Annotated in this window: 20 protein-coding genes and 1 pseudogene; 8 read left to right on the top strand and 13 right to left on the bottom strand. The window is 70.4% G+C overall.

Annotated elements, in window-relative coordinates:
* Positions 1-61: 61 nt before the first annotated feature.
* The 4 genes from SMIR_RS08550 to SMIR_RS08535 form a co-directional block, all read right to left on the bottom strand.
* On the bottom strand, positions 62-958 hold the full coding sequence (locus SMIR_RS08550; RefSeq protein ID WP_168496302.1) for an amino acid ABC transporter permease: 897 nt from the start codon (positions 956-958) through the stop codon (positions 62-64).
* A complete protein-coding gene (locus SMIR_RS08545) occupies positions 955-1,620 on the bottom strand; it encodes an amino acid ABC transporter permease (protein ID WP_168496304.1) in 666 nt (221 codons plus the stop codon). The genes SMIR_RS08550 and SMIR_RS08545 overlap by 4 nt, the downstream gene beginning before the upstream one ends.
* A 75-nt stretch (positions 1,621-1,695) precedes the next feature.
* A complete protein-coding gene (locus SMIR_RS08540; RefSeq protein WP_168496306.1) occupies positions 1,696-2,535 on the bottom strand; it encodes a glutamate ABC transporter substrate-binding protein in 840 nt (279 codons plus the stop codon).
* 144 nt (positions 2,536-2,679) lie between these two features.
* Entirely contained in the window at positions 2,680-3,456 is a 777-nt protein-coding gene (locus SMIR_RS08535) for an amino acid ABC transporter ATP-binding protein (RefSeq protein WP_054229851.1), read from the bottom strand.
* Positions 3,457-3,753: 297 nt separating this feature from the next.
* On the opposite strand from SMIR_RS08535, the gene SMIR_RS08530 reads away from it, so the two are divergent.
* Complete coding sequence (locus SMIR_RS08530; RefSeq protein ID WP_168496308.1) at positions 3,754-4,440, top strand: response regulator transcription factor; 687 nt, start codon at positions 3,754-3,756, stop codon at positions 4,438-4,440.
* A gap of 9 nt (positions 4,441-4,449) precedes the next feature.
* On the top strand, positions 4,450-5,859 hold the full coding sequence (locus SMIR_RS08525; protein ID WP_168496310.1) for a sensor histidine kinase: 1,410 nt from the start codon (positions 4,450-4,452) through the stop codon (positions 5,857-5,859).
* 45 nt (positions 5,860-5,904) lie between these two features.
* Here SMIR_RS08525 and SMIR_RS08520 read toward each other — a convergent pair whose 3' ends face one another.
* The gene (locus tag SMIR_RS08520) at positions 5,905-6,903 is read right to left on the bottom strand and encodes a TAXI family TRAP transporter solute-binding subunit (RefSeq protein WP_168496312.1); all 999 of its coding nucleotides are present in this window, start codon (positions 6,901-6,903) and stop codon (positions 5,905-5,907) included.
* Between the two features lie 137 nt (positions 6,904-7,040).
* On the opposite strand from SMIR_RS08520, the gene SMIR_RS08515 reads away from it, so the two are divergent.
* Entirely contained in the window at positions 7,041-7,502 is a 462-nt protein-coding gene (locus SMIR_RS08515) for a pyrophosphohydrolase domain-containing protein (RefSeq protein ID WP_249938401.1), read from the top strand.
* 24 nt (positions 7,503-7,526) lie between these two features.
* On the opposite strand, the gene SMIR_RS08510 is transcribed toward SMIR_RS08515, so the two are convergent.
* Complete coding sequence (locus SMIR_RS08510; protein ID WP_212726836.1) at positions 7,527-8,810, bottom strand: cation:proton antiporter; 1,284 nt, start codon at positions 8,808-8,810, stop codon at positions 7,527-7,529.
* A gap of 4 nt (positions 8,811-8,814) precedes the next feature.
* The gene (locus tag SMIR_RS08505; RefSeq protein WP_168496318.1) at positions 8,815-9,300 is read right to left on the bottom strand and encodes a cation:proton antiporter regulatory subunit; all 486 of its coding nucleotides are present in this window, start codon (positions 9,298-9,300) and stop codon (positions 8,815-8,817) included.
* Between the two features lie 80 nt (positions 9,301-9,380).
* Between SMIR_RS08505 and SMIR_RS08500 the strand changes: the two are divergent.
* Positions 9,381-10,457 (top strand): annotated as a pseudogene (locus SMIR_RS08500) (HAMP domain-containing sensor histidine kinase); the annotation flags it as partial.
* Here SMIR_RS08500 and SMIR_RS44895 read toward each other — a convergent pair.
* On the bottom strand, positions 10,342-10,629 hold the full coding sequence (locus tag SMIR_RS44895; RefSeq protein ID WP_422664513.1) for a pentapeptide repeat-containing protein: 288 nt from the start codon (positions 10,627-10,629) through the stop codon (positions 10,342-10,344). The pseudogene SMIR_RS08500 and the gene SMIR_RS44895 overlap by 116 nt on opposite strands.
* A 31-nt stretch (positions 10,630-10,660) precedes the next feature.
* On the opposite strand from SMIR_RS44895, the gene SMIR_RS08495 reads away from it, so the two are divergent.
* Positions 10,661-11,353: a response regulator gene (locus SMIR_RS08495; protein WP_212728330.1), complete on the top strand. Its 693-nt coding sequence runs from the start codon at positions 10,661-10,663 to the stop codon at positions 11,351-11,353.
* A 49-nt stretch (positions 11,354-11,402) separates the two neighbouring features.
* Here the strand turns inward: SMIR_RS08495 and SMIR_RS08490 are convergent, their stop codons facing one another.
* The 3 genes from SMIR_RS08490 to SMIR_RS08480 form a co-directional block, all read right to left on the bottom strand.
* The gene (locus tag SMIR_RS08490) at positions 11,403-11,927 is read right to left on the bottom strand and encodes a hypothetical protein (protein WP_168496322.1); all 525 of its coding nucleotides are present in this window, start codon (positions 11,925-11,927) and stop codon (positions 11,403-11,405) included.
* 454 nt (positions 11,928-12,381) lie between these two features.
* Positions 12,382-14,241, bottom strand: coding sequence for a M1 family aminopeptidase (locus SMIR_RS08485; RefSeq protein WP_168496324.1), 1,860 nt, complete (start codon positions 14,239-14,241; stop codon positions 12,382-12,384).
* A 282-nt stretch (positions 14,242-14,523) separates the two neighbouring features.
* Positions 14,524-15,147, bottom strand: a complete 624-nt coding sequence (locus SMIR_RS08480) for a DUF6817 domain-containing protein (RefSeq protein WP_248003161.1) — start codon at positions 15,145-15,147, stop codon at positions 14,524-14,526.
* Positions 15,148-15,289: 142 nt separating this feature from the next.
* On the opposite strand from SMIR_RS08480, the gene SMIR_RS08475 reads away from it, so the two are divergent.
* On the top strand, positions 15,290-15,745 hold the full coding sequence (locus SMIR_RS08475) for a GNAT family N-acetyltransferase (RefSeq protein ID WP_168501339.1): 456 nt from the start codon (positions 15,290-15,292) through the stop codon (positions 15,743-15,745).
* Between the two features lie 16 nt (positions 15,746-15,761).
* Here the strand turns inward: SMIR_RS08475 and SMIR_RS08470 are convergent, their stop codons facing one another.
* Entirely contained in the window at positions 15,762-17,759 is a 1,998-nt protein-coding gene (locus tag SMIR_RS08470) for a serine/threonine-protein kinase (RefSeq protein WP_249938400.1), read from the bottom strand.
* A gap of 154 nt (positions 17,760-17,913) precedes the next feature.
* Between SMIR_RS08470 and miaB the strand changes: the two genes are divergently transcribed.
* Together miaB and SMIR_RS08460 are read left to right on the top strand one after the other, a co-directional pair.
* Positions 17,914-19,443: a tRNA (N6-isopentenyl adenosine(37)-C2)-methylthiotransferase MiaB gene (miaB, locus tag SMIR_RS08465; protein WP_168496330.1), complete on the top strand. Its 1,530-nt coding sequence runs from the start codon at positions 17,914-17,916 to the stop codon at positions 19,441-19,443.
* 48 nt (positions 19,444-19,491) lie between these two features.
* Positions 19,492-20,211 (top strand): class III extradiol dioxygenase subunit B-like domain-containing protein, encoded by a 720-nt coding sequence (locus tag SMIR_RS08460; RefSeq protein ID WP_168496332.1) that lies wholly within the window; start codon positions 19,492-19,494, stop codon positions 20,209-20,211.
* A 150-nt stretch (positions 20,212-20,361) separates the two neighbouring features.
* Here SMIR_RS08460 and SMIR_RS08455 read toward each other — a convergent pair whose 3' ends face one another.
* Positions 20,362-20,625 carry an antitoxin gene (locus SMIR_RS08455; protein ID WP_101401052.1) on the bottom strand — a complete coding sequence of 88 codons (264 nt, stop codon included), beginning with the start codon at positions 20,623-20,625 and terminating at the stop codon, positions 20,362-20,364.
* Positions 20,626-20,637: the final 12 nt, after the last annotated feature.

Here is a 20,637-nt window from a genome sequence, read left to right as displayed (position 1 = left end):
GACGGGGGCAGTGGTGATCACGCCACTGCCCCCGTTGACGCCGACGCAGGGTGAGGACCCGTCAGATGCTGCCGCCCGCGCCGCCCGCGCCGGTCGACTCCGTGCCCCCGACCGCGGCCGGCGCAAGCACCACGCCCGTCGACTTCTTGCCGCGCCGCAGTCGTCCCTCCAGCCAACTCGCGAAGCTCGTGAGGCTGAAGTTGATCGCGATGTAGATCAGGGCCACCACGGTGAAGCTGGCGATGGTGTTCGCGCCGTAGTACGCGCTCATCGGGCCGACGGAGGCGAGCAGCTCGGGGAAGGTGAGGACCGCGCCGCCGAGCGCGGTGTCCTTCACGATCACGACGAGCTGGCTGACGATCGCCGGCAGCATCGCGGTGACCGCCTGCGGCAGCAGGATGAACCGCATGACCTGGTTCTTGCGCAGACCGACGGCCATGGCCGCCTCGGACTGCCCCTTGGGCAGCGACAGGATGCCCGCGCGGACGATCTCCGCGAGGACCGAGGAGTTGTAGAGCACCAGTCCCGTGAAGACCGCGTAGAGCGGACGGTCGTCCGAGCTGATGTTCGTGTACTCGGAGTACGCGGCGAGAGCGAAGATCATGAGGACCAGCACCGGGATGGCGCGGAAGAACTCCACGATCGCGGCCGCGGGTATCCGGATCCAGGCGTGGTCGGAGAGCCGGGCGATGCCGAAGACGGCACCGAGCGGCAGGGCGATGATCATGGCCAGGGCCGCGGCCTTCAGGGTGTTCAGCAGTCCCGGCCAGAGGTACGTGCTCCACGCCTCGCCGTGGACGAAGGGTTTCCACTTCTCCCAGGCAAGCTGGTCCTTGTCGTTGAGGCTGGTGATCACCCACCACAACAGGGCCGCGAAGGCGACCAGGAACAGCGCCGAGTAGAGGATGTTGCGCCGCTTGGCGCGGGGGCCCTGGGCGTCGTACAGGACGGACGTCATCGCTTCACCGCCACCTTCTTGCCCACCCAGCCGAGGAGGAGGCCGGTCGGCAGTGTCAGACACATGAACCCGAAGGCGAAGACGGCGGAGATCGCGATGAGTTGGGCCTCGTTCTCGATCATGGACTTCATCAGGGTGGCCGCTTCGGCGACACCGATCGCGGCCGCCACCGTGGTGTTCTTCGTCAGGGCGATCAGCACGTTCGTCAGTGGGCCGACGACCGAACGGAACGCCTGGGGAAGCACGATCAGGGTGAGGACCTGGGTGAAGTTCAGGCCGATGGCGCGGGCCGCCTCCGCCTGCCCGACGGGCACGGTGTTGATGCCGGAGCGCAGCGCCTCGCAGACGAAGGCCGAGGTGTAGGCGATCAGACCGAGCACGGCCAGCCGGAAGTTGATCGTCTCGAACTTGTCCGCGCCGAGACTCACCTGCAGGGTCTGGTTGAGGCCCAGCGAGGTGAACAGGATGATCACGGTCAGCGGGATGTTCCGCACGATGTTGACGTAGGCGGTGCCGAATCCGCGCATGAGAGGCACCGGACCGACCCGCATGGCGGCCAGCAGGGTTCCCCATATCAGGGAGCCGACGGCTGAGAGGACGGTGAGCTTCACCGTCATCCAGAACGCTCCCAGCAGGTCGTAACCTTGAAGAAAGTCGAACACGATTTCCCGCGCTTCCGCGTGTGGTGATGCCCGGGTGCGCCGCCCCCCGAGGGCGGCGCACCGGCGGGCCCTACATCAGCTGACGATGTTGCCGATCTTCGGAGCGGGCTCGTTCTTGTATTGCGCCGGACCGAAGTTCTTGTCCACGGCCTTCTTCCAGGAACCGTCGGAGACCATCGCCTCGAGAGCAGTGTTGATCTTGGCCTTGAGGTCGCTGCCCTTCTTGACGCCGATGCCGTAGTTCTCGTTGGTCATCTTGAAGCCGCCGAGCTTGAACTTGCCCTTGAAGGCGGCCTGCGAGGCATAGCCGGCGAGGATCGAGTCGTCCGTCGTCAGGGCGTCGATCGCCTTGTTCTGCAGCCCCGTCAGGCAGGCCGAGTACGTCGGGTACTGCTGGAGCTGGGCCTTGGGCGCCAGCTTGTCGTGCACGTTCTGAGCCGAGGTCGAACCGACCACGGAACACAGCTTCTTGCTGTTGAGGTCCGACGGCGACTTGATGGCGGTGTCGTCGGACCGGATCAGCACGTCCTGGTGGGCGAGCAGGTAGGGACCGGCGAAGTCGACCTTCTTCTCGCGTTCCGGGGTGATCGAGTAGGAGGCGGCGATGAAGTCGACGTCACCGCGCGAGAGCGCGTTCTCGCGGTCGGCGCTCTTCGTCTCCTTCCACTGGATCTGGTCGGGCTTGTAGCCGAGCTTCCCGGCGACGTACGTGGCGACGTCGACGTCGAAGCCCGCGTAACCCTGCGGGGTCTTCTGGCCGATGCCCGGCTGGTCGAACTTGATGCCGACGGTGATCTTGCCGCCGCCACTGCCCGAGGAGCCGCTGTCCTTCTTGTTGTCGGAGCCGCACGCCGTGGCGGTCACGGCGAGCGCGAGCACGACGGCCGAGGCGGCGGTGACCTTGCGGAGCTTCATGGTGAACATCCTTTGGCTGGGGAGGAGATGCAGGTCTTCAGGCATGGGCTTCAGTGATGAAGGTCAGTGCTGAACGTCAGTGCTGAACGTCAGTGCTGAACGTCGGTTCAGGAACGAACTTCAGTGATGACGAAGCGCAGGCCGTCAGTGGTGAAGGATCTTCGACAGGAAGTCCTTGGCGCGGTCGCTGCGGGGATTGCTGAAGAACTGGTCCGGCACGGCCTCTTCGACGATGCGACCGTCGGCCATGAAGACCACCCGGTTGGCAGCCGAACGAGCGAAGCCCATCTCGTGGGTGACGACGATCATCGTCATGCCGTCGCTCGCGAGCTGCTGCATGACCTCCAGGACCTCGTTGATCATCTCGGGGTCGAGTGCCGAGGTCGGCTCGTCGAAGAGCATGACCTTGGGGTCCATCGCCAGCGCCCGCGCGATCGCGACCCGCTGCTGCTGACCGCCCGACAACTGCGCGGGGTACTTGTCCGCCTGGGTGCCCACGCCCACCCGGTCGAGCAGTCCGCGCGCCTTCTCCTCGGCCGCCTTCTTGTCGGCCTTGCGGACCTTGATCTGACCCAGCATCACGTTCTCGAGCACCGTCTTGTGCGCGAAGAGGTTGAAGGACTGGAAGACCATGCCCACGTCGGCCCGCAGCCGGGCCAGTGCCTTGCCCTCGTCGGGCAGCGGCTTGCCGTCGATCGTGATGTCGCCCGAATCGATCGTCTCCAGGCGGTTGATGGTGCGGCACAGGGTGGACTTCCCGGACCCGGAGGGCCCGATGACCACGACGACTTCGCCACGTGCGATCGTCAGGTCGATGTCCTGGAGCACGTGCAACGCGCCGAAGTGCTTGTTGACGCTCTTCAGGACGACCAGGTCCTCGGTCGCGGCCACGGCATCCTTGGCCACCGATACTTCGGTCATCGCTCTGGGGCTCCGTCCTCCTCGGTTTCGGTGGACAGTAGTGACCCCGTGCGACCAGCGTCATTACATCTGAGGGGAACTTGAGCATCACGATCCGGTAGCAATCGGACACGTGTCGTAGCAGCTGTTGCGCGACCGCGTACCGGCCGCGTACCGGCTGGGTAACGGAAGTCCTCCGCGACCCGAAGCCTCTTGACGCCGTCGTGATCCATCGGCGTGACTTCCTTGGTGCACACGCGTGTGCGCCGCGATCCAACAGGATCGGACCGTACGACCGATGAACCGGAGGGGGCCGGAGTGAGACTGCTGCTCGTCGAGGACGACAACCACGTCGCGGCTGCCCTGTCCGCGGTGCTGGCGCGACACGGCTTCGACGTCACGCACGCCCGCAGCGGTGAGGAGGCCCTGCAGGCGCTGGTTCCGGAAAGCGACGGCTTCGGTGTGGTCCTGCTCGACCTGGGCCTGCCCGACCAGGACGGCTACGAGGTCTGCGGCAAGATCCGCAAACGCACCAGCACTCCGGTGATCATGGTCACCGCCCGCTCCGACGTACGGTCCCGGATCCACGGCCTCAACCTCGGCGCCGACGACTACGTGGTGAAGCCCTACGACACCGGAGAACTGCTCGCCCGTATCCACGCCGTCAGTCGGCGCAGCGTCCCCGACGACGCCGCCGGTTCCGGCGACACCGCGCTGCGGCTCGGGCCGGTCCGCATCGAACTGCCCACCCGCCAGGTCAGCGTCGACGGTTCGGTCGTCCAACTGACCCGCAAGGAGTTCGACCTGCTCGCGCTGCTCGCCCAGCGGCCCGGGGTGGTCTTCCGCCGGGAGCAGATCATCAGCGAGGTGTGGCGCACCAGTTGGGAGGGGACCGGGCGCACCCTGGAGGTGCATGTCGCGTCCCTGCGTTCCAAGCTGCGCATGCCGGCGCTGATCGAGACCGTGCGCGGCGTGGGGTACCGGCTCGTCGCTCCCGCGGCGTAGCGTGCACCGGTGCGCACCCGCCTCCTTCCGCTGCTCATCGTTCTGATGGCAGCCGTGCTGCTCGCGCTCGGCATCCCGCTCGCCGTGAGTGTCGCGGCCGCCGAGCAACAGCGTGTGGTCGTCGACCGCATCGACGACACGGCACGCTTCGCCGCCCTCGCGCAGTTCGTCACCGAGCAGCCGGCCGGCGGCTCCCGAGTGGGCACGACGGACGAGCGCGGGGAGACCCTGCGCAAGGAACTCGTCGCGTACTACGAGGTGTACGGCATTCGTGTCGGCGTCTTCTACCGCGACCTGGCCCCCATGGCCAACGCGCCCGAGAACTGGTACGTGGTCGGGAAGGGCGAGGGACGCGACGCCTTCAACGAGGCGCTCCTGGGCCGCCGCAGCCACGACCCGGAGCAGGTCTGGCCGTGGCAGCGCGACCGGCTCGTCGTCGCGTCCCCGGTCATCCGGGACGGTGACGTCATCGCGGTCGTGGTCACCGACTCGCCCACCGGACAGATGCGTTCGAAGATCCTGCACGGCTGGGTGATCATCGGCGCGGGCGAGGTCGCCGCGATGCTCCTCGCCCTCGGCGCGGCGCTGCGGCTGACCGGCTGGGTGCTCAGGCCCGTACGCGTCCTCGACGCCACCACCCACGACATCGCGACCGGGCGGCTGAAGTCGCGGGTCGCGGTCGCGGGCGGTCCGCCGGAACTCAGGCGCCTGGCCCGGTCGTTCAACGAGATGGCGGACAACGTCGAAGACGTCCTGGAGCAGCAGCGCGCCTTCGTCGCCGACGCCTCGCACCAGTTGCGCAACCCGCTCTCGGCGCTGCTGCTGCGCATCGAACTGCTCGCGCTCGAACTGCCGGAGGACAATGAGGAGATCGCGTCGGTCCGCACCGAGGGCAAGCGCCTCGCCGAGGTCCTGGACGACCTGCTCGACCTGGCGCTCGCCGAGCACGCCGAGGCGGACCTGCGGCTGACCGACATCGGTGAGCTGGCGGCCGAGCGCGTCGCGTCCTGGTCACCACTGGCCGACAGCAGGGGAGTACGCCTGACGGGGACCTGCCCGGCCACCACCGCCTGGGCCGACCCGGTCACCCTGTCCAGTGCCCTGGACGCGGTGATCGACAACGCGCTGAAGTTCACGCCCGAGGGCGAGGACGTCGAGGTGACGGTCGCGTCGAACGGCGAGGTCTCGACGGTGGTCGTCACCGACCGCGGTCCGGGCCTCAGCGACGAGGAACTGGCCCGCATCGGCGACCGCTTCTGGCGCAGCGCGGGGCACCAGAACATCAAGGGCTCGGGCCTGGGCCTGTCCATCTCGCGGGTGCTGCTCTCGGCGGGTGGCGGGTCCATCGCGTACGCCCGTCACGAGCCGCACGGCCTCAGGGTGACGGTGACGGTGCCGAGGTCGCGGCCCGAGTCGTGAGCGGGGCGGCCACGGCCGGGGGCTGTGGCCGGGAGGCGGCCCGCGCTACGGCTTGACCGAGCGGTAGTAGCGCCGGGCGCCCTCGTGCAGGGGCAGTGGGTCCGTGTAGATGGCCGTGCGCAGGTCCACCAGCTGGGCCGCGTGCACCTGACGGCCGATGCGGTCGCGGCTGTTGATCACCGTACGGGTGAGCTCCTCGGTGAGCCGGGCGTCCGAGTCCTCCCGGGTGATCAGGAAGTTCGCCACCGCCAGCGTCTGCACGGACGAGCCCTGCTGGGCCTCGGGGTAGGCGTCGGCGGGCATCACCGCGGACCGGTAGTAGCGGGCTGCGCCGCCCTGCTCGTGCAGCTTCGCGACGAGGTCGCCGGTGATCGGCACCAGCCTGACGGCGAAGCTCTTCGAGAGCTGCTGCACCGCGCTCGTCGGCAGGCCGCCCGACCAGAAGAAGGCGTCGATCTTGTGCTGTTCGAGCAGGTCCGGCATGGTGCCGATGCCGTCCGGGAACGGCTTGATGTCCTTCGCGGAGTCGAGCCCGGCAGCCTGCAGAACATGCTCCGCTATCAGCCGTACCCCGGAACCGTCCGGCCCCACGGCGACCCTCTTGCCCCGCAGGTCCGCCACCGACTGGACGGTTGAGTCGCGCGGGACGACCAGGTGCACATAGTCGTCGTACAGCCGGGCGCAGCCGCGCAGTTGGCCCGCTCCCGGCTTGTTCTCCAGGATGTACGTCTCCACCGCGTCGGCCGCCGCGATGGTGAAGTCGGCCTGGCCCGTGGCCACCCGGCGGACGTTCTCCTGCGAGCCGTCGCTGTTCTTCAGCCGGACGTCCAGGCGCGGCATGTCCTTGGCGAGCGCGGTCTGCAGCAGCATGCCGTACTTCTGGTACACCCCGGTCGGGGTGCCCGTGCTGAACGTGATCCTGCCGCCCGGCGACTCCTCGCCCAGCGGCAGCAGCCACCACAACAGCAGCCCGAACACCACGAGCGCGGCGGCCGAGCCGAACAGCGCGCGGCGCCGGTCGATACGGGGGAGTGCCAGGACCATGCGCGCGATCCTGCCAGCCGGGGTGCCGTCCTGACCAGGGCGGGGCCGAGAGGAGGCCGGGAGGGGGCCGGTAGGGGCCCGTAGGGGTGCGACATCGGGCCGGCGGGGGTGGGGCATCGGCTCGGTAGGGTCGGCGGATGCAGACCTCGCCCGACTCCCCGGTCACTTCTTCCCAGTCTCCCGTTCCCTCCCCCGCTTCTCCCTCCCCGGCGTCCCTGGTCCGTGAGTTCCACCTCGCCTTCGGGCTCGACGCGCGCAGCACGCCGACGGAGGTCTCCCCGGCGCTGGCCGCCCGCCGAGGTGAACTGCTCGCCGAGGAGGCCGCCGAAGTCGCCGAGGTCTCGGTCTCGGGCCCGTTGGACCGGCTGGCGCACGAGCTGGCCGACGTCGTGTACGTGGCGTACGGCACCGCGCTCGTCCACGGCATCGACCTCGACGCGTTGATCGCCGAGGTCCACCGCTCCAACATGACGAAGCTGGGCCCCGACGGCCGCGTCGCCCGCCGGGCCGACGGCAAGGTGCTCAAGGGGGAGCACTACCGGGCGCCGGACGTGTCGGAGGTACTGCGGGAGCAGGGGTGGAGGGGCGCGGACGCGTAGGCCCCTCTGCTCGATCGGCCCGGCTCAGTCCCCGACGGCGGTCTGCTGCCGGGCCTCACCCTCCGCCTCGGGCTGTGCCGGTTCCGCCCCCTCGGTCCGTGCCCGTTCCGCCCCCTCGGGCCGTGCCGCGTGGCCCCGGCGCTCGGGGAAGCCGAACCGGGCCGTGAGCCGTTCGGCCAGCGGCTGGGTGGAGCGGGCGGTGAGCGGGCCGAGTACGACCAGGACCAGCACGTACGCCGTGGCCAGCGGGCCGAGTGAGGGCTCGATGCCGGCCGTGACCGCGAGCCCTGCGATGACGATGGAGAACTCGCCGCGTGCGACCAGCGCGCCGCCCGCCCGCCATCGCCCGCCGACGGAGATACCGGCCCGGCGTGCCGCCCAGTACCCGGTGGCGATCTTCGTCAGCGCCGTGACGACGGCCAGCGCGAGCGCGGGCGGCAGCACCGGCGGGATGCTCGCCGGGTCGGTGTGCAGTCCGAAGAAGACGAAGAAGATCGCCGCGAAGAGGTCCCGCAACGGGCTGAGCAGCGTGTGCGCGCCCTCCGCGACCTCCCCGGACAGGGCGATGCCGACCAGGAACGCCCCGACGGCGGCGGAGACCTGGAGCTGCTGCGCGATGCCCGCGACGAGGATCGTCAGGCCCAGCACGACGAGCAGCAGCTTCTCGGGGTCGTCGCTGGAGACGAAGCGGGAGATGACACGGCCGTAGCGGACGGCCACGAACAGGACGAGTCCGGCGGCTCCCAGGGCGATCGCGAGCGTCACACTGCCCGCGGCCAGCCCGACCCCGGCCACCAGCGCGGTGACGATGGGCAGGTAGACCGCCATCGCCAGGTCCTCCAGGACGAGGATGCTGAGGATCACCGGTGTCTCCCGGTTGCCCACCCGCCCCAAGTCGCCCAGCACCTTGGCGATGACACCGGACGAGGAGATCCAGGTGACGCCCGCCAGGACCACGGCGGCCACCGGACCCCAGCCGAGCAGCAGCGCGGCGGCCGCGCCGGGCAGGGCGTTGAGGGTGCAGTCGACCAGGCCCGAGGGGTAGTGGGCCTTGAGGTTGGAGACCAGATCGCTGGCCGTGTACTCCAGGCCGAGCATCAGCAGCAGCAGGATGACGCCGATCTCGGCGCCGGTGGCGACGAACTCCTCGCTCGCGCCGAGCGGGAGCAGCCCGCCCTCGCCGAAGGCGAGACCGGCCAGCAGATACAGCGGGATGGGGGAGAACCGCAACCGGGCGGCGGCGCGCCCGAGCAGCCCGAGACACAGGATGATGGCGCCGAACTCGATCAGCAGAACAGCAGAGTGCACGCGCTCACTCCCGTCCGAGTATCGCCGCGGCGCCGTCGACGCCTTCGCGGGTGCCGACGACGATCAGGGTGTCCCCGCCCGCCAGCCGGAAGTCCGGGGTCGGGGAGGGGATGGCCTCGGCGCGGCGCAGCACCGCCACCACGGACGCGCCGGTCTCGGTCCGCATCCGGGTCTCGCCCAGCACCCGGCCGTTCCAGTGGGACGTCGCGGCGATCTCGATGCGCTCGGCGATCAGCCCGAGGTCGGTGGTGTAGAGCAGGCTCGGGCTGTGGTGGGAGGGCTTCAGCGCGTCGATCAGCGAGGCCGCCTCGCCGCTCGTCAGCCGCAGCGACTGGGCGCAGGAGTCGGGGTCGTCGGCGCGGTACACGCTCACGGTACGGGCGCCGTCGCGGTGCGCCACCACCGACAGGTGGCGCTGTTCGCGCGTCATGAGGTCGTACTGGACCCCGATGCCCGGCAGTGGCGTCGCCCGAAGGCGTGGCGTGGACATGATCTCCCCTTGTTCATCGAGTCACGGTCCTGCGTTCCCGTGCAAAACGGTCATGCTGCCATCCCCCGTACCGTGGCGACATGGGTGTTGGCACGGATGGACACGACCGCTCGACAGGCGCGAAGCTGACCGGGACAGCGGCGTCGCCGCAGCTCGGAAGGGCCGGGAGGACAGGAAGGGACGGACAGAAGAACGTGTCGCTGTTCCGGCGGATCTTCCTGCTCAATGCCGCGGGCCTGACCGTGGCCACCGCGCTGCTGCTGGGCCCGGTCACCGTGTCGACGCCGATACTTCCGGGCGAGGTGCTGGTCGTCGTCGCGGGGCTCGCGGTGTTGCTCGTCGTCAACGCGCTCGTGCTGCGGATAGGACTGGCCCCCCTGCAACGGCTCGGCCGGGCCATGGCCACCGCCGACCTGCTGCATCCCGGGGCACGGGCACCCGTGACCGGCCCCGCGGAGGTCGCCGGGCTGATCACCACGTACAACACCATGCTCGACCGGCTGGAGACCGAGCGCGCCACCAGTTCGGCCCGCGCGCTCTGCGCGCAGGAGGGCGAGCGCCGACGCATCTCCCAGGAGCTCCACGACGAGGTGGGCCAGACTCTGACCGCCGTGCTGCTGCAGCTCAAACGGGTCGCCGACCAGGTGCCCGGGGAGCTGCGGGAGGAGGTACGGCAGGCGCAGGAGGCGACCCGCGGCAGCCTGGACGAGATCCGCCGCATCGCCCGTCGGCTGCGCCCCGGTGTCCTGGAGGAACTCGGGCTGCACAGCGCGCTGCGGTCGCTGGCGGCCGAGTTCACCACGCACGGCCTGTCCGTACGCCATCACCTCGACGGAGATCTGCCGCCGCTGACGGAGGAGACGGAACTCGTGGTCTACCGGGTGGCTCAGGAAGGGCTCACCAACACGGCCCGGCACGCGGGCGCCGATCGCGCCGAACTGCGGTTGCGGCGGGTCGTCGGCGTGGACGGCGGCGACGGCGTCGAGCTCCTCGTACGGGACAACGGAAAGGGCCCCGGCCGGCTGCGGGAAGGGGCGGGGATCAGCGGTATGCGGGAGCGGGCCCTGCTGATCGGCGCCGCGCTCGCGGTCGGTGCCGGGCCGGGGGTGGGCACCGACGTACGGCTGCGCATCTCGACGAAGACCGGCGCAGCGAAGACCGGCGCAGCGAAGACCGGCGCAGCGAAGTCCGGCGCAGCGAAGTCCGGCGCAGCGAAGTCCGGCGCAGCGAAGTCCGGCGCACCGAACACCGGCGCACCGAACACCGGCGCACCGAACACCGGCGCACCGAACACCGGCGTGCCGCCGCAGCTCCGTGCCGCGACCGCATTCGAGGGAGACCGATGACGTCCGTGCCGCCCATGTCGTCCGTGCCGACCGTGCCCGACCGGCAGTCCGGCGGGGGTCGGCCCACCCGGGTTCTGCTCGCCGACGACCACACGCTCGTGCGCCGTGGCGTACGGCTCATCCTGGACGGCGAACCGGACCTGAGCGTCGTGGCCGAGGCCGGGGACGGGGCCGAAGCGGTCGCGCGGGCCCGCGACACGGACGTGGACCTCGCCGTCCTCGACATCGCGATGCCCCGGATGACCGGGCTCCAGGCGGCCCGCGAGCTCTCCCGCCGTCTTCCGGACCTGCGCATCCTCATCCTGACGATGTACGACAACGAGCAGTACTTCTTCGAGGCGCTCAAGGCCGGGGCCTGCGGTTACGTGCTGAAGTCGGTCGCCGACCGCGACCTGGTCGAGGCGTGCCGGGCGGCGATGCGCGACGAGCCGTTCATCTATCCCGGCGCCGAGACCGCGCTCGTACGCACCTACCTGGAGCGGATGCGACGCGGCGAGGGACTGCCCGTGCGGACCGTCACCGACCGCGAGGAGGAGGTGCTCAAGCTGGTCGCCGAGGGCCATAAGACGAAGGAGATCGCCGGACTGCTCTACATCAGTGCCAAGACCGTGGAGAGCCATCGGGCGAATCTGCTGCAGAAGCTCGGCCTGCGCGACCGCCTCGAACTCACCCGGTACGCGATCAGGGCCGGACTCATCGAACCGTGAAAGGGCCGACCCATGCCCGGGTCGGCCCCCTCGTCGCGGTGTCGGCGGGTCACTTCACCGTCACGAGGACGGTCGGCGAGACGATCTTGCCCGCCATGACCCGGAGCTGCTCCTTGCCCTTGTTGTTGAACTTGGTGACCAGGGAGTAGCTGCTGCCGTTCTTGAGCACGGTGCTGGACTTCAGAGCGGTCCACTTACCGTTGTGCATGTGCAGCAGTACCACCTTGGAGCCGACCTTCACTCCCTTGGCGCGTCCGGTGAGCGTCACCGACTGCCCGGCGTGCACCTGGGCCTTGCTCACCCTGGCGGTGATCGAGCCGTTGGCCATGCCCATGCCGGTCCTGGTGGGCATGGGCATGCCGGTCCTGGTGGGCTTGGCGGTGCCGGTCATGTGCGGCTTGGCGGTGCCGGTCATGTGCGGCATCATGCTGCCGTTCATGCTCGGCTTCGGGCTCGGTGAGGCCGCGCTCGGGGACGCGGCGAAGGCGCCCGCTGTCCCGGCCGACAGCAGAGTGACGGAGAGCGCGCCGGCGCCGATCGCCTTGGCGCAGCGGCTGCGGAGTGTGGAATTCACGTGTGACTCCTGACGTGACGGGTCCCCCCACAAACGGATCACGCCCATATGGGCGAAATGTTCGCTTTTGAGGTTATCCACGTCATTGCCGAGCCTGCGACCGGACGAAGGCTCCACCCTCGTGCGAAAAGCGTCGAAAACCACCATCATTCGACAAAAACGCCTGGTCGGCGGGGTTGCGGAGGGTTATCAAGTTCTTACCCAACGTCCACGGCGGTCGTTGGAAGGGGACGGTCCGCCGCACGCCGCGGCCGGCAGCCTGCGCGGTCGGCGAAGAGGAGGATCCGGGACGGGGTCGACGCCGAGGTCCCTCGGCCAGTAGGCGTGGGCCGGCCAGTGAGCGCGGGTCGACCAGCGGGAGTGGGTCGGCGTCACGACGCTGATCACGCACGTCCCGGTTGCCGGTTCGCCGCGGATGCACCCGAGGGGTCAACCGCGGCGAACCGGCGCCTGGTCAGCCGTCGATGCGGTGCTGGGTCCAGAACGAGGTCAGGTCCGTGGTCGTGGCGGCCTGGGCGGCCGCCTTGAACTCGGCCGTGGTCGAGACGCCGTACCAGTGCGAAGTGGCGTAGTCCTTCAGCAACTTGGCCATGGTGGTGTCACCGAGGACGCGCCGCAGATCGTGCAGGGCGCACTTGCCGTATCCGTAGACGACGGTGGAGTACCGGGACGAGTGGGCGTCCCAGTAGGCCATCGAGTTGGTGATCTTCTCCGCCGTCGAGGCCCAGGAGACGCTGTTCCAGCAGTTCGTGCCGGTACTGCCCAGCGCCAGGTCGGTGGCGTAGTCGGTGAACGCCTCGTCCAGCCACGGGCTGTTGTACTCGTCGTCGCCGACGATCCCGTAGAACCACTGGTGCCCGATCTCATGGGTGAGCGCCGTGGTGGAGACCAGGTCGAGGACGAACCCCGGGTACTCCATGCCGCCGAACCAGAAGTTGTTGTCGATCACGGCGTCCAACTCGCCGTACGGGTAGGCGCCGAAGCGGCCCGCATGGGCGTCCACCGCGGTCTTCGCGGTGGTGAGCATGGACTGTGCGCTGGACGAACTGATCCCCGAGACCGAGTAGATGTTGATCGGGGTGCCCGCCGTCGACGTACCCGAGATCTTGGTGAACGGGCCCGCCGCCCACGCGAAGTCACGGACCTTGGAGGCGGTGGCCGTGGTGACCGTGCGTCCGCTGGAGCCGGGGGTGTCCACCGAGGTGCCCGTGGCCGGGACCAGCAGGGTGGTCGGGTGGTCGAGGGTCACCTTGAAGTCGGCGGCCAGGGAGTAGAACGACTCGCCGTTGTTGGTGTACGGGTCCAGGTGCCAGCCCGAGCCGTCCTTGATGGCGAGGACCGGCAGCGCGTTGCCGATCATGCTGAACGCGCCGTCGTAGCCGAAGCGGTCGGCGCCGCTGGGGACGGTGATCCCCAGGTCGAAGCCGATCGTGGCCGACTGGCCCTGCGCCAGCGGGGTCGGGAGGGCGATCTGCAGAGCGGTGCAGCCGACCGACAGGGCGCCCGCGGTGCCCCCGGTGACGTTGCTGACCGTGATCGGCATCGCGGAGCAGGTGCCGTGGTAGTTGTCCCACAGCCTCAGGTACACCTCGCTGAGCGCGGTGGAGGAGGCGTTGGTGAACGTCGCGCTCTCGTGGCCGGTCCAGCCCGTGCCGCTCGTGTTGCTGCTCAGGTTGACGGTGTACGAGGGGGCGGCCGGCGTGCGCGTGGAGTCCGCCGGCGGGGTCGTGCCGCCGGAGGTGTCGAGGGCGATGTCGTCGAGGACGAAGCTCGTCTGGAGGCTGGAGTCCTCGGTCCCGGTGAAGGCGAGGCTCACGGTCTGGCCCGCGAACGCCGACACGTCGAACGACTTCTGTACGTAGCCGGTGGCCTTGTTGAGGTTCGAGTACGTCGCCAGTGTCGTACTGCCGATCTTCGCCGTCAGCTTGTCGTACGCGGTCGACGAGGTCGTCTCGGCGGTGTCGATGTGCAGCCAGAAGGTGAGCGTGGCGCTGCTGCACCCGGACGGGATCGTGACGCTCTGCGAGAGGGTGTCGGTGTGCGTACTGCCCACACCGTTCAGCCAGGCGAAGCTGGAGCCGCCGTGGGCGCTCTGACCGGAACGGCTGGTGATCACGGTCGACGCCGACTGGGTCCAGGGCGAAGTCCCGCTCTCGAAACCACCGTTGGTGACCACCTGGGCCGGAGTGCATGCGGCGGCCAGTGGTGCGGTGGGCGGCGCGGCTGCCGCCGGGGTGACGGGGAGCAGGGCGGCGGCCAACGCGGCGATGCCCAGTGCGCTCGCGGCGAGGGCCTTGTGGGGGGTCGGTCTCACACGAAACTCCTTTGAGGCGGCCGGGATTCCGGCCTGCTCGGTGACCGCCCTGACGGCCTGGGTGCGCCGGGGGCAGCCGGGGGCTGCGCGCATCGCTTGCGCGATCGCTGGGGTGAGATTTCCGTTGCGTCTCCCCGTGGTCAGGGCGACGGCTGCGGGAAGCCTGGCAGATTTGACCGGGGCATGCCATCAGTGGCGGGTAAAAGTGTTCGCTGACCTCAAGCGTTCGGGCTCCGGCCGCGGCCGCGGCCGTGGTCGGTACGAGTCGGTCGAACCCGGCGATCAGTGGTCCGGGAGCGCGGCGTGCGGGCCGAGCTGCCGGGCGCAGGCGTCCTGGGCCGGGGCGGACAGCAGGTCGCCCGCTCCGGCCAACAGCCGGTACAGGGCCGGGCCGTACCGCTCGGCCAGTTCCTCGTTGTGGGCCAGTACGTCGAGTTCGTCGGCGGCGGTGATCTCCAAGAAAGCTCGCAGGTCGTCGTCCGTGGGAATGTGCTCGCGGCCGGTGAAGCGATCACGGAAGACGACGGGCCGATCGCGCCCGATCCGGGGCAGGACGGTGCCGCGGTCGCAGCTCGCGTACAGGTACACCAGCGCCTCGGCCCGGTCGCCGATCAGCTCCGCCAGGGTCGCCCGCTCGGCGACCGGCAGCAGGTACGGGTCGAAGCCGTCGGTCCCGTACGCGGCATGGCACAGCCCCGCCGCCTGGATCGCGGGGTCGCCGCCCCAGTCGGCCAGGAGCCGCCGGACACGGCCGAGATGCTCCAGCAGTGTGCCGCCCGGATGCGGCATCTCGGCGGTTCCCCGCGCACGCAGGAAGGCTTCGGCACGCGACCACCGGGATGCGTCACCGTCGCCGGTCGCTTCGGGTACTTCGGGTACTCCCAGTACTTCTGGTACTTCGGTCACTTCAGCCCCCTCGGGATGGGGATTCAATGTCTCGGCAGGCCACTGAGAGACTCCCACCATGGAGACGACTGCGGGGGCGGACCGGATACGGCCGGGGCGGGCGCTGCCCGGGAACGGGGCGCGCCGAGGTCCGGACCCTTCCATGGAATGGGCGCTGCGCTCCGCGGAGCAGGCGGATGTCGAGGTGATCGCCGAGCTGCGGGCGACGGTGATGCGCCCGGACCTGGAGCGGCTGGGCCGGTTCGACGAGCGCCGGGTCCGCCGGCGGCTGCGGGAATCCTTCTCCCCGGGGCACACGTCGGTCGTCATCGCCGACGGCGACTTCGCGGGCTGCGTCACGCTGAGGCCGGCCGAGGTCGGGCTGTGGCTGGAGCACTTCTATCTCGTCCCGGGCTTGCAGGGCCGGGGGCTCGGTTCGGCCGTCCTGAGCACCCTGCTGGACCGCACCGACGCCGACGGCATGCCCGTCCGTCTGAATGTGCTGCAGGGCAGCGCCGCCCGGCGACTGTACGAGCGCCACGGGTTCACCGTGGAGGTTCAGGACCCGATCGACGTCTTCATGGTGCGACGACCGGGTGCGGGCATCCTCGGCCCGTGAGGGAAGAGGTCTGCTCCTAGGCCGCGTTGCGCCAGACCTTCACGTCCAAGGTGGCGTACGTCGTCCCGGACGAACCCCGATACGTCACGAGCCCCACGTGCCCCGTCCCGCTGACCACGCACATCTGCTGGCCGACGGTGAGGTCCTTGACCCAGATGTAGCTCTTGTAGCCGGTCGCCGCCTTGCACGCGTCGAGGCTCCCCAGCCGCCCCACGGGCAGCAGGGCGAGAGAGCTGCCGGAGTCGGTGCCGGGGGCGAGGACCGCCCCCGAGGAGTAGACGGCGTACGTCAGATCCTCGTCGGAGGTCCCGGTGTCCGCCTTGGACCGCACCGGAGTGTCCGCGAGATACAGGTCGTGGCTCGCGGTCATCCGGATCCCGGCGTACGTCACCGATACGGGGGCCGTCGGAGCCGCGGGCTTGCTGGATGCGGCGGTCGGGGGAGCCGAAGTCGCGGTCCGCGTGGGCGTCGGGGGCCCCGAAGGGCTGGGCGGCAGAGCGGACCCGGCCGTCTTGGGCTTCTTCGAGGCCCGGGGGGACGGGGAGCCGGACGCCGACGGCGAAGCCTCGGCGGCCGTGGCCGACTGCGACGCGGCCACGTCCTGCGCCCGGCTGTCGTTCTTGTCGCCGTTCCCCGGGACGAGCAGCAGCGCGGCGGCCGCGCCACCGGCGACGAGTACGAGCGCGGCTGCCGCCAACACCCAGCCCCGGGCCTTGCGGCCCTTGCCGCCCGTGCCCACCGCGGAGGTCCGGGCGGCGTCCGGCTCCTGCGGCTGCGGCCAGGGATGCGGGGCGTACGGACCCGGCGCGGCCCCTGGCCCCATCACGAAGGGCCCGGGCAGCGCGGCGTGGGACGGTGTGGCCTGGGACGGCGCGGTGGGGGAGTAGGCCATCGGAGGCCCGAAAGCGCCGGGACCGGCCGGACTGGCGGGACCGACCGGACTGGCGGGACCGGCCGGTCCGAAGGCGCCGGATCCAGCGGGTCCGAAAGCCCCCGACGCTCCGGACGCCCCCGAAGCCCCCGACGCTCCGGATGCCCCCGAAGCTCCGGAAGCGTGGGTGTCCGGAACCGCCTCCGCCCGGGCCCGATCCGCGCCTTCGGTCCGGGCCGCGATACCCGCCGCCAGTTCGCCCGACAGCCACGCCCCGGACGCGGACCGCGCTTCGGCACCGAGCTCCGCCTGGATCGTCTGGACGGAGCGCATGACCTCCTCGGCGGAAGGCCGCTCGGCGGCGGGCTTGCGCAGACACCGTGCCACCAGCTCCCGTATCTCCACCGGTACGCGGCTGAGATCGGGCTCCTCGTGCACCACCCGGTAGAGCACCGCGTGCGGATCCCCGTCCCCGAAGGCGCCGCCGCCCGTCGCCGCGAACACCGCGGTCTGCCCCAGCGCGAACACGTCGGCCGACGGCATGGCATCCCCGCCGAGCACCTGCTCCGGCGCCATGTAGGCGACGGTTCCGAGGGCGGTGCCGCTCATCGTCACCGACGTGGCGTCCGCGGCCCGCGCGACACCGAAGTCGATGACCCGCGGGCCGTCCGCGGCGAGCAGCACGTTCGACGGCTTGAGGTCCCGGTGCACGATGCCCTCGCGGTGCACCGCCTGCAGGGCCTCCGCGACACCGGCGATCAGCCGCAGCACGGTGTCGACGGGCAGCGGACCGTGATCGCGTACCGCGTCGGCGAGGGAAGGCCCCGGCACATAGGCGGTCGCACACCACGGCATCGATCCACCGGTGTCGCTGTCCACGACCGGAGCCGTGTAGAGCCCGTGCACCCGGCTCGCGGCGGCCACCTCGGCCTGGAACCGCTTGCGGAACTCGGCGTTCTCGGCCAGCTCCGGCCGGATCACCTTGACCGCGACGGCCCGCCCGCCCGGCGTGTGCGAGAGATAGACCCGTCCCATGCCCCCGGACCCGAGCCGTGCCACCAGGCGGTAGCCGCCGACGACCCGAGGATCGCCGTCCTCCAGAGGCTGGAAACTCCCCGCATCGGCCCCACCGTCGCTCAACACGTCCCACTCCACCCCGAGATCCGTTCTGTGGTGCCCCATTGCATCACGGGCCCCCTCGGCCCGGTGGGGACGGTTGCCGACCTCGTGGTCGGGCCAGGCCCGCTCCTCGAAACCCTCGGGCGGGGGCTCTCCCGAAACCGCCTACCCTTGAGCCATGACCAGCAGCAGCGACCGGAGTCAGGCAGTGGACGTTCAGGAGCCCAAGACCTATGAGGTGCGCACCTACGGGTGCCAGATGAACGTCCACGACTCCGAACGGCTCTCCGGGCTTCTCGAAGGCGCCGGTTACGTGCGCGCGCCCGAGGGGTCCGACGGTGACGCGGACGTCGTCGTCTTCAACACCTGCGCCGTCCGGGAGAACGCCGACAACAGGCTGTACGGCAACCTCGGCCGCCTCGCGCCGATGAAGACGAAGCGCCCCGGGATGCAGATCGCCGTCGGCGGCTGCCTGGCCCAGAAGGACCGCGACACCATCGTGAAGAAGGCGCCCTGGGTGGACGTCGTCTTCGGTACGCACAACATCGGCAAGCTGCCGGTCCTCCTGGAGCGCGCCCGCGTACAGGAAGAGGCGCAGGTCGAGATCGCCGAGTCGCTGGAGGCGTTCCCCTCCACGCTGCCGACCCGCCGCGAGAGCGCGTACGCGGCCTGGGTCTCCATCTCCGTGGGCTGCAACAACACCTGCACCTTCTGCATCGTCCCGGCGCTGCGCGGCAAGGAGAAGGACCGCAGGACCGGCGACATCCTCGCCGAGATCGAGGCACTGGTCGGCGAGGGCGTCTCCGAGATCACACTGCTCGGGCAGAACGTCAACGCGTACGGCAGCGACATCGGCGACCGCGAGGCGTTCAGCAAGCTGCTGCGGGCCTGCGGGCAGATCGAGGGCCTGGAGCGGGTCCGGTTCACCTCCCCGCACCCCCGTGACTTCACCGACGACGTCATCGCCGCCATGGCCGAGACGCCGAACGTGATGCCACAGCTGCACATGCCGCTGCAGTCCGGTTCGGACCCGGTCCTGAAGGCGATGCGCCGGTCCTACCGACAGGACCGCTACCTCGGGATCATCGAGAAGGTGCGCGCAGCGATTCCGCACGCCGCCATCACCACCGACATCATCGTGGGCTTCCCCGGAGAGACCGAGGAGGACTTCGAGCAGACCATGCACGTGGCGCGGGAGGCGCGCTTCTCGGCGGCGTTCACGTTCCAGTACTCCAAGCGCCCCGGCACCCCGGCCGCCACCATGGAGAACCAGATCCCCAAGGAGGTCGTCCAGGCGCGCTACGAGCGTCTTGTCGCCCTCCAGGAGGAGATCTCCTGGGACGAGAACAAGAAGCAGGTCGGCCGCACCCTGGAGCTGATGGTCGCCGAGGGCGAGGGCCGCAAGGACGGCGCCACCCACCGCCTCTCCGGCCGTGCCCCCGACAACCGCCTGGTCCACTTCACCAAGCCCGACCAGGAAGTACGCCCCGGTGACGTGGTCACCGTCGAGATCACCTACGCCGCCCCGCACCACCTGCTCGCCGAGGGCGCCGTCCTGGACGTGCGCCGCACGCGCGCGGGGGACGCCTGGGAGAAGCGCAACGTGGCCGAGGCGCCGAAGCCCGCCGGTGTGATGCTGGGGCTGCCGAGGATCGGTGCCCCGGAGCCGCTGCCGGTCGCCACCGGCAGCGGGTGCGGCTGCGACTGACCCCGGGCGGGGCTCCGGGAGCGGCCGGGCGGGGTTACGCTGCCGATCATGCTTGTAGCCGCCGCAGTCTGCCCCTGTCCGCCGCTGCTCGTCCCCGAGGTCGCCGCCGGTGCGGCACCGGAACTGACTGCCGCGCGCGCGGCCTGCACGGACGCTCTGGGGGTGCTGGCCGCCTCGCGCCCCGACCTGCTGGTCGTCGTCGGGCCCGCCGAACAGAGCGGGCGCGGGCCGTTTCCGGAGGGGGCGCCGGGCTCGTTCCGCGGGTTCGGTGTGGAGCTCGACGTACGCCTCGGGGGAGGGGTGTCGCTTGCCGGGGCGCCGGAGCGCCCGCTTCCGCCCTCGCTTGCCGTCGCCGCCTGGCTGCTGGAGCGCACAGGCTGGTCCGACGCCCCCGTCGAAGGCCTCGGTGTGGGCGAACCTCTCGAGGCGGAGCGCTGTGTCCGGGCCGGGGCGGGGATCGTCGCGCGGGCCGACAGGGTGGCCCTGTTGGTGATGGGCGACGCCAGCGCGTGCCGGACGCTCAAGGCACCCGGCTACCTCGACGAACGCGCGGCGGGCTTCGACGCGGAGGTCGCGCGGGCGCTGGGCGCGGCGGACGTGGCGGCCCTGAAGGCGCTGGACGCCGAGCTGGCGTACGAACTGAAGGTCTCCGGGCGGGCCCCTTGGCAGGTCCTCGCGGGCGCGGCCGAGGGTGCGGACCTGGGCGGCGCCCTGCTGTACGAGGACGCGCCGTACGGGGTGGGGTACGTGGTGGCGGCCTGGTCCTAGGCTCCGAGGGCTCCGCCAGGGAAAGCCGCCGGCCGACAGAGTCGAGCCCCGATGCGGCGGCCCGGACACGGCGGACGGCCGGGAGCCCGGTGTGCTCCGCGGCCGTCCGCCGATGCATGATGCGTGCCGATATGTGTCGATATGTGCCCGTCAGGACGCCGGAGGCGGTGGGGGCATGTCCGGCGGCGGCGTGGCGCCGTCGGTTTCCTTGTGTGCGAGTCGGTCCATGGCGCCCTTCGCCTTGCCCGTGCCCGTCTGGATCTTGTCGCTGTACTTGCCCTTGGTCTTTTCGTCGACCACCTTCGCGGCCTTGTCGAGACCGTGGGTGACCTTGTCCCCGTGCTGTTGCGCGAGGTCCGAGACCTTGTCCTTGGCGGGTGCCAGCTTGGCTTTCAAATTGTCCAGGAGACTCATGGTCCACCTTCC

Source organism: Streptomyces mirabilis (assembly GCF_018310535.1).
In the GTDB taxonomy this organism is placed as follows: Bacteria; Actinomycetota; Actinomycetes; order Streptomycetales; family Streptomycetaceae; genus Streptomyces.
Note: the sequence above shows the minus strand (reverse complement) of the source record. Positions and strands in the feature narration are given on the sequence as shown.

What these genes read in the sequence shown, in the direction of transcription:
- SMIR_RS08460 (WP_168496332.1), top strand. Translation starts at nt 19,492, where the DNA reads ATGCTTGTAGCCGCCGCAGTCTGCCCCTGTCCGCCGCTGCTCGTCCCC.
- SMIR_RS08455 (WP_101401052.1), bottom strand. Translation starts at nt 20,625, where the DNA reads ATGAGTCTCCTGGACAATTTGAAAGCCAAGCTGGCACCCGCCAAGGAC.
- SMIR_RS08535 (WP_054229851.1), bottom strand. Translation starts at nt 3,456, where the DNA reads ATGACCGAAGTATCGGTGGCCAAGGATGCCGTGGCCGCGACCGAGGAC.
- SMIR_RS08515 (WP_249938401.1), top strand. Translation starts at nt 7,041, where the DNA reads ATGCAGACCTCGCCCGACTCCCCGGTCACTTCTTCCCAGTCTCCCGTT.
- SMIR_RS08520 (WP_168496312.1), bottom strand. Translation starts at nt 6,903, where the DNA reads ATGGTCCTGGCACTCCCCCGTATCGACCGGCGCCGCGCGCTGTTCGGC.
- SMIR_RS08550 (WP_168496302.1), bottom strand. Translation starts at nt 958, where the DNA reads ATGACGTCCGTCCTGTACGACGCCCAGGGCCCCCGCGCCAAGCGGCGC.
- SMIR_RS08475 (WP_168501339.1), top strand. Translation starts at nt 15,290, where the DNA reads ATGGAATGGGCGCTGCGCTCCGCGGAGCAGGCGGATGTCGAGGTGATC.
- SMIR_RS44895 (WP_422664513.1), bottom strand. Translation starts at nt 10,629, where the DNA reads ATGCGGTCGCGGCACGGAGCTGCGGCGGCACGCCGGTGTTCGGTGCGC.
- SMIR_RS08540 (WP_168496306.1), bottom strand. Translation starts at nt 2,535, where the DNA reads ATGAAGCTCCGCAAGGTCACCGCCGCCTCGGCCGTCGTGCTCGCGCTC.
- miaB (WP_168496330.1), top strand. Translation starts at nt 17,914, where the DNA reads ATGACCAGCAGCAGCGACCGGAGTCAGGCAGTGGACGTTCAGGAGCCC.
- SMIR_RS08505 (WP_168496318.1), bottom strand. Translation starts at nt 9,300, where the DNA reads ATGTCCACGCCACGCCTTCGGGCGACGCCACTGCCGGGCATCGGGGTC.
- SMIR_RS08495 (WP_212728330.1), top strand. Translation starts at nt 10,661, where the DNA reads ATGTCGTCCGTGCCGACCGTGCCCGACCGGCAGTCCGGCGGGGGTCGG.